This window comes from Bacillus sp. MHSD_36 (assembly GCF_030757775.1).
Classification (GTDB): Bacteria; Bacillota; Bacilli; order Bacillales; family Bacillaceae_G; genus Bacillus_A.
In genome coordinates, this window is sequence record NZ_JAVBIS010000001.1 from 1,213,166 (window position 1) to 1,226,199 (window position 13,034).

Annotated in this window: 16 protein-coding genes; 3 read left to right on the forward strand and 13 right to left on the reverse strand. The window is 32.8% G+C overall.

The annotated features are described in order from the left end of the window. Window positions 1-154: 154 nt before the first annotated feature. Window positions 155-544, forward strand: coding sequence for a YxeA family protein (locus Q9B79_RS06395; protein WP_306183062.1), 390 nt, complete (start codon window positions 155-157; stop codon window positions 542-544). An 18-nt stretch (window positions 545-562) separates the two neighbouring features. Here the strand turns inward: Q9B79_RS06395 and spoIISB are convergent, their stop codons facing one another. The 5 genes from spoIISB to Q9B79_RS06420 all read right to left on the reverse strand — a co-directional run bounded on the left by spoIISB (window position 563) and on the right by Q9B79_RS06420 (window position 3,365). Beyond that, window positions 563-739, reverse strand: coding sequence for a stage II sporulation protein SB (gene spoIISB / locus Q9B79_RS06400; protein WP_306183063.1), 177 nt, complete (start codon window positions 737-739; stop codon window positions 563-565). 75 nt (window positions 740-814) lie between these two features. Continuing rightward, window positions 815-940, reverse strand: a complete 126-nt coding sequence (locus tag Q9B79_RS06405) for a hypothetical protein (RefSeq protein WP_000588712.1) — start codon at window positions 938-940, stop codon at window positions 815-817. A gap of 112 nt (window positions 941-1,052) precedes the next feature. Then, window positions 1,053-1,790, reverse strand: coding sequence for a type II toxin-antitoxin system SpoIISA family toxin (locus tag Q9B79_RS06410; RefSeq protein ID WP_306183333.1), 738 nt, complete (start codon window positions 1,788-1,790; stop codon window positions 1,053-1,055). Window positions 1,791-1,977: 187 nt separating this feature from the next. Continuing rightward, window positions 1,978-2,715 (reverse strand): 2,3-diphosphoglycerate-dependent phosphoglycerate mutase, encoded by a 738-nt coding sequence (gene gpmA, locus Q9B79_RS06415; protein WP_306183064.1) that lies wholly within the window; start codon window positions 2,713-2,715, stop codon window positions 1,978-1,980. Window positions 2,716-2,882: 167 nt separating this feature from the next. Further along, the gene (locus tag Q9B79_RS06420) at window positions 2,883-3,365 is read right to left on the reverse strand and encodes a MarR family winged helix-turn-helix transcriptional regulator (RefSeq protein WP_306183065.1); all 483 of its coding nucleotides are present in this window, start codon (window positions 3,363-3,365) and stop codon (window positions 2,883-2,885) included. A 106-nt stretch (window positions 3,366-3,471) separates the two neighbouring features. Between Q9B79_RS06420 and Q9B79_RS06425 the strand changes: the two genes are divergently transcribed. Next, the gene (locus tag Q9B79_RS06425) at window positions 3,472-5,157 is read left to right on the forward strand and encodes an alpha-keto acid decarboxylase family protein (RefSeq protein ID WP_306183067.1); all 1,686 of its coding nucleotides are present in this window, start codon (window positions 3,472-3,474) and stop codon (window positions 5,155-5,157) included. 47 nt (window positions 5,158-5,204) lie between these two features. Here the strand turns inward: Q9B79_RS06425 and Q9B79_RS06430 are convergent, their stop codons facing one another. From Q9B79_RS06430 to Q9B79_RS06455, 6 genes are all read right to left on the reverse strand, one after another. Beyond that, complete coding sequence (locus Q9B79_RS06430) at window positions 5,205-5,612, reverse strand: VOC family protein (protein ID WP_306183068.1); 408 nt, start codon at window positions 5,610-5,612, stop codon at window positions 5,205-5,207. Between the two features lie 120 nt (window positions 5,613-5,732). Continuing rightward, window positions 5,733-6,443 carry a class I SAM-dependent methyltransferase gene (locus tag Q9B79_RS06435; RefSeq protein WP_306183069.1) on the reverse strand — a complete coding sequence of 237 codons (711 nt, stop codon included), beginning with the start codon at window positions 6,441-6,443 and terminating at the stop codon, window positions 5,733-5,735. Window positions 6,444-6,542: 99 nt separating this feature from the next. Next, entirely contained in the window at window positions 6,543-7,304 is a 762-nt protein-coding gene (locus Q9B79_RS06440; protein ID WP_306183070.1) for an ABC transporter ATP-binding protein, read from the reverse strand. 10 nt (window positions 7,305-7,314) lie between these two features. After that, on the reverse strand, window positions 7,315-9,654 hold the full coding sequence (locus Q9B79_RS06445) for an ABC transporter permease (RefSeq protein ID WP_306183071.1): 2,340 nt from the start codon (window positions 9,652-9,654) through the stop codon (window positions 7,315-7,317). Between the two features lie 6 nt (window positions 9,655-9,660). Beyond that, window positions 9,661-10,923, reverse strand: coding sequence for an MFS transporter (locus Q9B79_RS06450; RefSeq protein WP_306183072.1), 1,263 nt, complete (start codon window positions 10,921-10,923; stop codon window positions 9,661-9,663). A 45-nt stretch (window positions 10,924-10,968) separates the two neighbouring features. Beyond that, a complete protein-coding gene (locus Q9B79_RS06455) occupies window positions 10,969-11,604 on the reverse strand; it encodes a TetR/AcrR family transcriptional regulator (RefSeq protein WP_306183073.1) in 636 nt (211 codons plus the stop codon). A gap of 485 nt (window positions 11,605-12,089) precedes the next feature. Between Q9B79_RS06455 and Q9B79_RS06460 the strand changes: the two genes are divergently transcribed. Beyond that, window positions 12,090-12,302 carry a hypothetical protein gene (locus Q9B79_RS06460; RefSeq protein ID WP_140969817.1) on the forward strand — a complete coding sequence of 71 codons (213 nt, stop codon included), beginning with the start codon at window positions 12,090-12,092 and terminating at the stop codon, window positions 12,300-12,302. 8 nt (window positions 12,303-12,310) lie between these two features. Here the strand turns inward: Q9B79_RS06460 and Q9B79_RS06465 are convergent, their stop codons facing one another. Then, on the reverse strand, window positions 12,311-12,469 hold the full coding sequence (locus Q9B79_RS06465; protein WP_167498158.1) for a hypothetical protein: 159 nt from the start codon (window positions 12,467-12,469) through the stop codon (window positions 12,311-12,313). A 158-nt stretch (window positions 12,470-12,627) separates the two neighbouring features. Next, complete coding sequence (locus tag Q9B79_RS06470; protein WP_165507110.1) at window positions 12,628-12,801, reverse strand: hypothetical protein; 174 nt, start codon at window positions 12,799-12,801, stop codon at window positions 12,628-12,630. Window positions 12,802-13,034: the final 233 nt, after the last annotated feature.

Below are 13,034 nucleotides of genomic sequence, written 5' to 3' on the forward strand. Positions count from 1 at the left end.
ATTATTTTACCTTTCTTTTAACTTTTTAATATGTTGTTCATTTTATGGACAACACTCTTACAACACTGTAAGGGTGTTGTAATCTAAATCGATTTTTCTCATTTCATAATAGCCGTATACTGTGTAAAGAAACAAATTGAAGGAGATAAAGAAAATGAAAAGGTTTTTAGCGATTATTACACTATGTTTATTATTTTCTAGTTTTACTATTGGATGTGAAAGAGCATCACTAAATCGAATTGGTAAAGATGTATATTACGTACAGATAAAAGGCGAAGGAACTATCGAAAAAGTAGAAGGTAGAAACTTACGAAACTACACACTGCCTGCTTATGACGAAGACGGAGTAAAAAAACAAATTACATTTAGAAGTAAGAAAGCATCAAACGAACATAAATTAAATGAAAATGCATTTTTATGTCTTTATGTAGATCAAGATGATAAGAGCAAAAATGAAATATCATCAATTGAAGTGAAGTCATATGAAGAGGTTCAGGAAGCTGATTTACCTGCAAAAGTAAAAGAAAAGTTAAATGCTAAATAAAAAACAAAAGAAAATGCTCTATGCATTTTCTTTTGTTTTTTTCACTCGTATATATTTTGAACTGCTATTATTCATCAGTTTCTCTAAACGATTGATATTTTCCGTTAACGCACCTTTCACAAGAGAGAAATCTGTATTTGGTTCTTCTTTTTTTTCTTTAAAAAATGAAGAATTTTGCACATTTACTTCAGCCATCTCTTCTCCCCCTTTTCAAAAAGATACAACCTTCTATTTATATTATATCGTAAATGTAGACAGCATGTACAAGTATCATTTTCTTTTTAATTCTTCTTCTAGTTCTTCTACTTGCTGTAATGTATCTCCTTTTATTAACGAGAAATCTGTTGTATCTTCATTATCTTCTTTAAAAAAATCATTGTCATAATCTTTTATCACTACAATCACCTCTACGTGCTAGTGTAGGGATGATTGTCCGATTTTATACAAGTTTGTCTAAATTTACTTTGTCTTTATGTATAAGTGAAAAGGACAGAAAAAAATCCTGTCCTCATTTACTAAAATAACTATGATGTATTGTTAAATTATATACATTTTCAAAATCCCGATCTTGCAGATTATTTTTCTTCCCATCAATAACAATGAAAACATCACTCACTATTTTCGCTGGTATAATTCCGACATTTTCTACTTGCACCGCTTTCTGCTCATTCAATTGCTCAATGTGTTCAAACGGAACGATGATACTAAATTGTGAGCGGATACCGCGAAAGTTTGTATTCAATTCCTTTGCCGCTTCAAATACAACAATTTTCGCCCCAATCTTTTCCCCATACGAATCTAAAAATGCGTTTAAGCTTTTTGTATATTCTTCTTCCGTATGCCATTCCATCGTACCAAATACTGCCGGATTGACATTTTGAATAATTGTTGTGTATATTTCTCCTCTTGCTTTAGAAGCAATTAATGACCGTTTTATCGATTGAACAGTCTTGCCGATATCGCTAAATTTCGCTCCCCATATTTCTGAAATATTAGGTGTTAAAATAAAGGCAATATCAACGAAAATAACCATTGCAGTGAACATTAAAAGATTTTTCCAGAGGGTTAAATCAATTCCTTTTATCATGAAATACACGGTAACTGATACTATAAACAAACCATACCAAGTCTTTCTAATACGTTGCTTTTTCTCCTCGTACAACTCCTCATTTTTCCAATAAAATAAAACAAGAACTATAAAGACAATCGCTAAAACAAATAAGCCAATTCGAATGTTAGAGATCATCAATCACATCAACCTCCATTCAAAAACTACTCACGATATCATTACATGCACAAGCAACTCTCTTTATGACAAAAGACGTGGACAAGCTTCTAAATTTAGCTACATCGCATATACATTAGAAGGTGCCACGTCTTTATCATGAGTCTACATTGTATATGTAGACAAGCATTCATTTCAAATTTTCATGTTAAAAAGTAATATGTTTCGGAATCTCCCCTTCTGGTACTTCTCCGTCCATACTTAAATAATAATGACGAATTGGACGTAAATCATCGTCTAATTCATAAACGAGCGGAATGCTTGTTGGAATATTTAATGAAACAACACCATCACTTGAAAGGTTATCTAAGTATTTCACTAGCGAACGAATTGTATTACCGTGCGATGAAATTATCACCTTTTCACCACTTTTTAATGACGGCGCAATTTCTGAATGCCAATAATTAAGTACTCTTTTCTCCGTATCCACTAAACATTCAGTCAATGGAAACTCACCTTTTTTAAGTGCTTTATATCTTGGATCATTCATTTCATATCTAGGATCATCTTCAGTAAGAGCAGGTGGTCTTACATCAATACTTCTTCTCCAAATATGAACTTGCTCCTCACCATATTTTTTCGCTGTTTCATCTTTATTTAACCCTTGCAATGCACCGTAATGTCTTTCATTTAACTTCCAAGATTTATGTACTGGCACCCAGGCAAGATCCATCTCATGAAGTACAATCCATAACGTCCGAATTGCTCGTTTTAATACAGATGTATACGCAACATCGAAAGTATATCCATTTTTCTTTAATATCGCTCCTGCTTCTCTCGCTTCACTTAATCCATTCTCTGATAAATCTACATCTGTCCATCCAGTAAAGCGATTTTCAAGATTCCATAAACTTTGTCCGTGACGAATAAGTACAAGTTTAATCATGATAATTCCCCTCTCGGAAATGTGAATTTTATTGTTTCATTGCGTACACGTATAAAGTATCTAGTAATGTATCTTTTTATCCATTCACTCTATGACCAAACCATAGTTGCCAAATGTATGGATAAAATTTGTTCTTTTTCAAACTATAAAAACAAATATAGTTCTCATTATTTTTGATCGATTACAACTTCCCGTTTCGATATCCAAGCATCAAAACCTGATCGGCTATTTGCCATTTCATTCATAACTTGATGCCAATTTTCTTCACACGATTCACCAAATTTTGAAAAAATAGCACTCATTTGTTGCCTTTGTACATCGCTCAGTTTTTTCTCTAAATCTACACCTTTTTCTGTTAAAGATAACTGTTTCACACGGCGATCATGTGTAGCTTCATTGCTCTCAATTAAACCCTTTTCTACAAGTTGACGCAGTGGTCCGTGAAGAGCCTGTTTACTTATTTCTAATAATGATAATAACTCATTTACACTTATCCCTGGAAAGCGTGCGATAAAAAATAAAATTCGGTGATGTACTCGTTGTATACCATATTCTTTTATAATTTCATCTGGCTTTTCAGTAAATGTTTTATATGCAAAGTAAAATAATGCTAATGCTTCATTCATCTGTTCTTCTTTATGTTGTGTCATCTACTTTCCCCCTGTATGTAAATTATACCACAATCTAGTAATGAATATTTTACTCAACACTCTAGAGCTACTTTCTTTTATTACAAGAAAGCAAAACAATTAGGAGATGATTCACTTGAAAACGCAATATACTGTAAGTACATATTTATTAGACCGACTAAGCGAATTAGGAATTGAGCATATTTTTGGTGTCCCTGGTGATTATAATTTGGCTTTTTTAGATGACGTAGTAGCACATGAAAAGTTAGAATGGGTTGGCAATTGTAATGAGTTAAATGCAGCATATGCTGCTGATGGATATGCTCGTATAAAAGGAATTTCCGCTCTTATTACCACTTTCGGTGTTGGAGAATTAAGCGCCATTAACGGTGTTGCTGGCTCATACGCAGAAAACGTACCTGTTATAAAAATCACGGGGACACCACCAACAACAGTAATGGAGAATGGCGCACTCGTTCATCATACGTTAGGTGATGGAAAGTTCGATCATTTTTCCAATATGTATAGAGAAATCACGGTAGCACAATCAAAATTAACACCTGAGCATGCCGTTGAAGAAATTGACCGTGTGTTACGTGCATGTTGGAGTGAAAAACGCCCTGTTCATATTCAATTACCAATTGATGTGTATAATAAACCCATTAATATACCTACGGAACCAATTTTACATAAACCAGTTTTAAGTAATAAAGATGCGCTGGATAAAATGCTTCTACATGCAACTTCAAAAATAAATAGTGCCAAAAAACCTGTTATTTTAGCTGATTTTGAAGTGTCACGTTTTCATGCGGAAGAATATTTGCATCAATTCGTAGAAAAAACTGGGTTTCCTATCGCGACGTTAAGTATGGGAAAAGGAATATTTCCAGAAAAACACCCTCAATTTATAGGGGTTTATACTGGTGATGTAAGTTCTTCGTACTTGCGAAAAAGAATTGATGAATCTGACTGTATTATTAGTATTGGTGTAAAGTTAACTGATACTATAACAGGCGGTTTCACACAAGGTTTTACGAAAGAACAAGTTATAGAAATTCATCCCTACACTGTGAAAATTATAGATAAAAAATACGGGCCAGTTGTAATGAAAGATGTTTTACAACATTTAAGTGACTTAATTGAGCATCGCAACGAGGAAACTCTTGAAATTAAGCCGTTTATTTCAGAATCAGTTTCTATTACAGAAGAGTTTAATCCAAAAATGCAAATGGTTACGCAAAACCGTTTTTGGCAGCAAATGTACCATTTCTTACAAGAAAACGACGTCTTGCTTGCAGAGCAAGGAACACCTTTCTTTGGTAGTGCCGCTATCCCTTTACCATACAACACTACATATGTAGCGCAACCATTATGGGGATCGATCGGCTATACATTACCTGCTCTACTTGGTACACAGCTCGCTAATTTATCGCGGCGCAACATTTTAATTATTGGTGATGGTTCTTTCCAATTAACTGTTCAAGAGTTATCGACTATACTACATCAAAATTTAAAACCAATTATATTTTTAATTAATAACAATGGATACACTGTTGAACGTGCAATTCACGGTCAAAACGAACCGTATAATGACATACAAATGTGGGATTACACAAAACTAGCGAACGTATTCGGATTGAAAGAAAAAAGTCGAACATTTAAAGTGGAAAATGAAACAGAGCTGGCAAAAGTCTTAACGAAAATAAATCTTAATAAGGATCAGCTTATCTTTGTTGAAGTTGTAATGAGCCAAGGGGATCAGCCTGAATTGTTAGCTAAACTTGGAAAAAGAATCGGCCAACAAAATTCTTAAAAAGAAAAGCGTAACTATAAATGGGTTACGCTTTTCTTTTTAAAGCTTTATTCAGCAAGAGTTAGCTGCCAAGACACACCATACTTATCATTTAACCAACCAAATTTTTTACTAAACGGATAAGACCCTAAAGGCATAAGTACTGCTCCATCCTCCGCTAGTTTATTAAAAGCCGTTTCAATTTCTTCTTCCGTATCACAAGTTACATAAAGAGACATAGCTGGTGTAAATGTAAAATTATGATTTACATAACTATCTATGCACATGAACTCTTGCCCGTGTAACGTAAACGTTGCCTGAATTACAGTACCCTCTTTACCAGGTCCATTTTCATCGTAGCGAGAGATATTTACAATTTCTGATTGATCGAATAGCGACGTGTAAAAATTCATCGCTTCCTCAGCTTTGCTCTCAAACATTAAAAACGTAGTAATTTTTTGATTTGTGTTACTCATATAGAGACATCCCCTTGTTATGTATTTATGCAAAATATACATCGGTTAACAATAACCGAACGTACATTCCTGCAAGTGTATTGTCTATAAAAACGATAAGTTTGTCAATTATCTACTTTCTTATTTCTTCTTAAATAATGCTGTCCAAAGAAATGATTCTCCAAACATAGTATTGGGTTGCTCAATTTGCTTCATCTTTCTAATTTCAATTACTTCAAATCCTTTAAATATCTCTCTTAATTTTTCTTCTGAATAAGCAAGACCACCTTGTAGACTCCATCCTCTATATACGTCCCAATCTGTTATTTCTGATCCATTTCGCTCATCTAAATCGCCTGCTACAAAACATGTTAATCCGAAATAACCGCCCGATTTCAATGAGTTTTTAATTAATTCCACATAATTTATTCTTCTATGCGGTGGAATGTGATGTAAACAGCCCGAATCATACACAAAATCAAATTCGTTTTGAACCTCTAAATTGAAAATTGAATCACAAATAAAATGAATTTCTATTCCTTTTGCTAACGCTCTCTCTTTCGCCCAATTAATGCCCTCTATAGATAAATCTACAGCTGTTACATCAAATCCTTCATTTGCTAGATAAATTGCATTTCTGCCTGGACCACATCCAAGTTCTAATACTTTCCCTTTTGGAACTCTTTCTTTTTGTATATATGAAATTAGGTTCTCATCTGGTACATTTGCAAAAAATGGAACGTTCTTCTCTCTATTTGCATAAAATTCATTCCAAAATGGTTCTGCTGGTCTTAATAATGAATCAAGCATTTTAATAATATCTTCTTGCGTATGCAACGTTTCATTTTTCATTCGTATCCCTCCACATTTTAATAGTCAGAAAATTATTATATATCTTTTTGAACTTTCAGACAAAGAAAAAACCCCTACATTCAATAGGAGTTTGTGTCTTTAAAATCCAAGTACAGCTAACCATTTTAACAACTTCTCTTCTCGCGCTTTTACATCATCGTTCCTAAGCTTACCTAACTGTATTTCACTAACAATTTCACCGTCCACCATAAAAAGAACTCTTTCTGTTTTCGCTGCTACCTTTACATCATGAGTGACTAACATAATAGTAGTTCCATCACGATTAATATTTAATAAGATATGCATTACTTCTTCTGTTGATTTTAAATTTAGAGCACCAGTTGGCTCATCAGCAAAAATAACATTTGGATTATTGATGAGTGCTCTACAAATAGAAACTCTTTGTAATTGCCCTCCAGATGCTTCGGTTATATAATAAGATGCTATATCACTTATCCCCATTTTCCCCATTAGCTCTAGAGCACGTTCATTTACTATTTTCTTACTCTCACATTTCGCTAAATATGCTGACAAGATGATATTATCGAATAGATTCAAGTTTCTAAGAAGGTTACTCTGCTGAAAAATAAATCCTATTTCAGTAAGGCGCAATTTGGCTAACGCTTCTTCTTTCATACATGATATTTCTTTACCATCAATTTTTACACTTCCTGATGACATTTGATCCATTCCACTAATATTATATAGTAACGTTGATTTCCCAGAACCAGAGGGCCCCATTACCGATACAAATTCTCCCTCATAAATCTCTAAATCTATATTTTTTAGCACGTAATAATTTGCATTTTCATCTATTGAATATTTTTTGTTTAATTGTTTTACTTCTACAATTTTTTTCACGTTACAACCCCTACTCCCCATTTCGTTTTAAATCGTTTGCTTGTTTCATAGTGAAACTACTGAAAAGTGTTGTTGCAGTCACACATATAAATAAAATAGCTGGACATATTACATAAGAGACAATAGGATTTACGACAAACTTTATATGAGCTGCTCCCATAAATGAGCCCAACCAACTTACTAACATCTCACCAAACGTAGCAGCTATACATGTCCCTGTTACAATGCCTAATAATACAATGACAATAGAACGTGTTATATACTGTATACGAATATCTTTGGAAGAAAAGCCGATACTTTTCATAATTAATATTTGCGAAGAATCTTTTGCCAATAACATTTTTAAAAACATCGTAGTTATTAAAACAGAGATCGCTATAGCTAACAACATTGCCACTTGAGTCACGAGTCTTAATTGTTTAATTGTCTCTCCTAAAGTTTGAGATAAATAATTATCCGTATCTGTTATTTTTGCTGAATGAAAATTTTGTTTATACTCTTTTACTTTTTCTTGCAAACTCACAATAGTCTTCACGTCTACATTTACTACATACCATAATATATTTTCGTTATTATAAGAGAAGCTCGCTTTAGCTGTTTTCCCACCATTCGTTACATCTTGATATATACCACTAATAGTTAGTGCTTTCTCTTCTCCATCTACAAATAAGATGATTTCATCCCTTACATTCTTTTTTAATTCATTTGCGTTCATATAAGAAAGCGCAATCTCATTTTCATTTTTTGGTGACTTGCCTTGAATATACTCTAATGGAAATTGAGTGAAGTCTCCTACTTCTACATTTAAGTTTTCATGTGTACCATCAGCGTTTACCATTTTAAATGTACTCGTTACAAATGCTGCATATTTTTCTACTTCTTCATCATTTCGTATATATGAAATTACGTCCTTAAATCGTTTCTCTATATTTTCAGATTGCTGTAAATCTATTCGAATATCACTTTTTCCTGTCCCCATATAATTTACAAATTCCGGTGACTGGATTGTATACAAAAAGTTAACAGGTACTACAATCATGAACACAGCTATTATTAATACGATACTTAATACGCGATATAACTTAAATCTTTTTATAACATCTTGTATACCAATAAATATATTTGCATTTTTAAATTTAGATCGATTGAGTGAAAAAGAGTTTCTAATCTTTCTTTTCCCTAGTTTATCCCTTGATTGTAAAGCGTCTATTGCTGTAATCCCCCTAAAATTCCGCAAAATGATGCGACAGTACAGGATAACGACTAAAAATAACAATGTTGTAATTATGAATGGCACAACATTGTGTAAAATACTTTTATCTGCCGCCCCCATATAAAGAGTGATATTCGAAGTGAATATTTTTGTAACAAATAATGAAAGAAAATACCCGCATATACATCCGCTAGCAGCTATAACAACGTATTTTGTTATATATAGCTTTTGAATCTCTGTACTTGTAATGCCGATAGCTTTCATAACACCTATTTCTCGATAATCTTCTTCCATAGAAGTAATAATCGTAAATCTTATACATAAACTTGCGATTAGCATTAATAGTGCACTTATTATGATAAGCACTGCAGCTATAATTCCATCTGTTAATGAATTGAGTGTTTTAAAGAGTGAATACGTAATAGAGGGACCTTTTTGAGGTAAGTTCGCTGATTGGTATAGATGTTCAAATTCATTTATTTTATTTACATCTGTCAGCTGGAATTCAATAAGATATTCGCTTTCTCCGAAATTTCTTTTTATTCTTTCGAAGTCTTCATTACTTATTACAAATCGTTTTGAACTAACAAGTGATGGGTTCATTTGTACATCACGAACAAATGCCGAAATAGTCAATGCTAGTTCATTATTATTTTTAACAACCCATATTTTATCTCCAATTCGCAATTTATATTTTTGCATATAATAAATTGGTACACCTATTTCCCCTTTCCTAACATTGATCACTTCATTATTTAAATCTAATAAAAAGTCAAAATTACTATTTTGTTTAACGAAACTAATGTCCATTACACTATTATGTTCCGCTTCATTTTTCTTCTTTATAAAAATGTTAGACCCGCCAATTTGAATCATCTCAGCCGTTTGCTGTTCTTTTACAAAAGGAGTTTTCGCTACAAATGAATCGATTGACTTTTGATTTATTTCTCCGGCATGCATTTGTACGAAGTGCGGTGCGTTTGATACTTTAAACAGTTGATTCATCGAGTTCAATAAATTTATAACGTTACTTGAAGCACTAGCCATTAAAAGACTTGATAACATGATAAACATAAATAAAATGGTAATTATCATTTTATTTTGAGAGAAATCTCTTTTTAACATTCTCCTAATCATATGAAGCTAGTCCCCTTCATTCCATAATATTTTCTTCGTCACGATCGCTATTATTATCATTATGAAACTAATAGCTAATATAGGTAAATAAATTTTTATATTGAATTCTTCAAACATAAAACCATAAATAATTTGCCCAATTGGCGCCATACATTGAGATACCGCTGTTATAATTGCCATTACTTTTCCTAGGTTTTCATTTGGTGTTTTCTTTTGGACTACAGTAATTACATAGATGGATACAATTGTCATGATCATTGCAATTAGAATAGAAGAAAGTATAAAGAGGATAAATGGTGGATAGTGTCCTAAATTAAGAATAAATGGCGTAACTGATAGTGACATTAGTATTACTAATAAAGCTATTAAAAGCATCCAGTAATACAATGTTCTCATCTTTATCTTTTTCGCAAAATAACCTATAGATACCGCACCTAATATCGTTGCAAAATCTATGAATCCCATTCCAATTCCGTATAACGTGTCGCTACTTTCCATCGTTACTCGTATAATAATTGGAGCACCAACTACAAATAGCGGTGTCAGTATTAAATTTAGTAATGCGGCTAAAAGCATAGATTTCAAAATAAATGGTTGTTTTAAAACATATATAAAACCTTCTTTCATATCTTTGACAATTGTCGGTATGATATGTCTTTCTTGCACTCTTTTTATAAAAGGTATCGTAATAAACATTTCTAAAATCGCAGATAAAAAGAAAGCAAGACAGCTTATTATTACGAGCGTTTCCAAACCAATTATGCCGTACAATATTCCTCCTAATACAGGAGCAACTATATTAGATAATGCTTGCACACCATTTACGATACCGTTCGCTTGTTCTAACTTTTTCTCTGGAACTAATTTCGGAATACTCGCCATTACAACTGGTGAGTACATTGCACTAATGACTGCTAGTAAAAACATAATTGTCCCAATTAATACAATAGATACAGTTCCAGTAAATAATAAAACCATAAAGCTTAATACAATCGCAGCGTTTATAAAATCAAAAATGACCATTACATTACGGCGATTGAAACGATCAGCTATCGCTCCGCCAACAGGGGCTAACAAAAACGGAATACTCGTAACCGCATATAATCCTGCGAATATATCAGCACGCCCTGTTATATCTAGCACATATAACGACAGAGCAAAACGTAAAAGTGTTGATCCTAAAATAGTAATAATTTGCCCACTCACCATTAAGTGAAAATCTTTCATAGAAGATTGTATACTTGCTGGCATCTTCATCACACCCTTCATTTAATTTAGACCGACTGTCGGTCTGTAAAAATTAAACAGAAATCATCATTTCTGTTTAATTAAAACCTCCAGCATATAATCAAAGGATCCTTCTTTCGCTCCAACAGATGCTTCCATCATTTTAATATAAGCTTTCGCTCTTCTCATCATTTCTTCCGCCTTCCACTGGAATAAACCTTCATCAAATATGACTTGTGCCGAAGAAAGTAATAATTCAATCGTTTCTTGTGGGTATGGTGTAGAAAATATGCCTTCATCGATTCCTTGCTCTAAAACTTCAGCTAATACTGGAGATAAATGTATAATCGATTGTACTAAACTTTTTTGATGCATTTCTGCATTATTTGGTTGATGAAATTGCTCAATCATTTTATCTTTTACATCCCCTGATTTTGGCGATTGTTCCATTAAAATTCGAAATAACTTTTCTAAAACTGGGATATTTGGGTTAGAGACGATTACTTTCGCTTTAGCAACATCTTCTTTAATAACCCTCATAATAATCTCATCCATTACTTCTTCTTTCGACTTAAAATAGTGATAAAACGTCCCCTTTGCTATTCCTATCTCTTTTAAAATGTCATTTACTGTTGTTTTCGTATAGCCTTTCGTAATAAATAAACGTTCAGCAGTTTCTAAAATTTCCTTTCGTCGTTCCTCATATTCCTTAACTATGCGCATTCACGTTCTCCTTCCCGCCAGACCGACTGTCGGTCTATTTTAATTATATGTTTAGTTAGTAAAAAGTTTCCTAATTATTGTTTATATACAACATCCTTCTTTCTATTTCCTTTATAAATTTTTATTTTTTAACTTCCGTTCAATTTGTTTAAAACGTATCTCATGTTTCTTATCGTCAACTTTCATTTTAGGAAAAAAACGATGCCCCCTGCTTGAACCTATTTTTCTTAATTCTTCATTCAGACGCACAATACTTTGTAGTTTTTCATCTCCTTTATCACAAGTCTACGCATCTCCTTTTCATCGATAGCTTCAAAAAATGACAATTGATTCATACGATACGGTTCCCCTCTGTTCGATTTATTTACTTATGAATGGATTATTTTGTTGAGTCCCAATATGCAATATTGCATATTCCGTACTTTTAATTTATATATGTAATAGTTTATTTATAAAAATATAAATTATTAATAAGGGTGATTTATATGAGCAAGTTCCGAAATAAGATAATTAAATATTTGCAAACATTTTGGGGATGCTTAGCATTTTGTGTATTAATGTTTGCTATCTTCTTAATTATGGATTTAACAGATGCATCTTTAAATACATTAGGCTGGAGAGACTGGCTAGGTTCTGTAGCAGGCGCAGCCATTTTATCTGTTGGGATGTTTACTTTAAATAAATTGGATTTAAAATAAATATTCGGTCAATACTGAATGTAGGCTGTATGCCAACATTCATGTAAAGTAGTCTTCTCTGTATCTCCTTGTATTGAGCAGTTAGCTTTTGCTAGCTGCTCTTTTATTTCGTTCCAGTTCTTACCTCTTAAAGAAGTCTTTAACTGCGTTTCCCAATACGTACACATATCTATTCCCCTTTGCTACAAAATGAAATCTTTATTTTGTTTTACGCGTCGCTTCTTCAATCAGCCAAGATACAATATTAAAATCATTAGCTTCAACCTTTAAAGATGTTCCGTTCAAAAAGCATTCTTTCATCACCTCGAGTAATTCTCCAACAACTTCAATTCATCCCGTATTCATTCGCCCTTTCTCCCAAATAACTATTTTGTTTTACTTTATACTCATCGCTCTTTTGAACATTTACCTTTCTATTGTTATATTTGCTCATTGTTTTTCTCTTTGTTTTACTAATTAGCTGATTAATTTCGCAAACACCATTTATTAAACATTCCATGTTTCTTCATCTCTTGAATATTTTTCAAATAAAAATACATACTATTTTCAAGCCGCCGTGTCCACGGCTAATACTTCTTTCTTTTGTTACAGCAGAAGCAGGTAGGTTCTTCACTTATCTGCTTTCTCTGTATATTTTTTTAGAAATCGAAAATAATACCAACAAGCTGTTTGAACTAGCAGCTTCACTCTTCTCGTAATGGGGATGCAAATTATCACAATTAGCTAACTCAT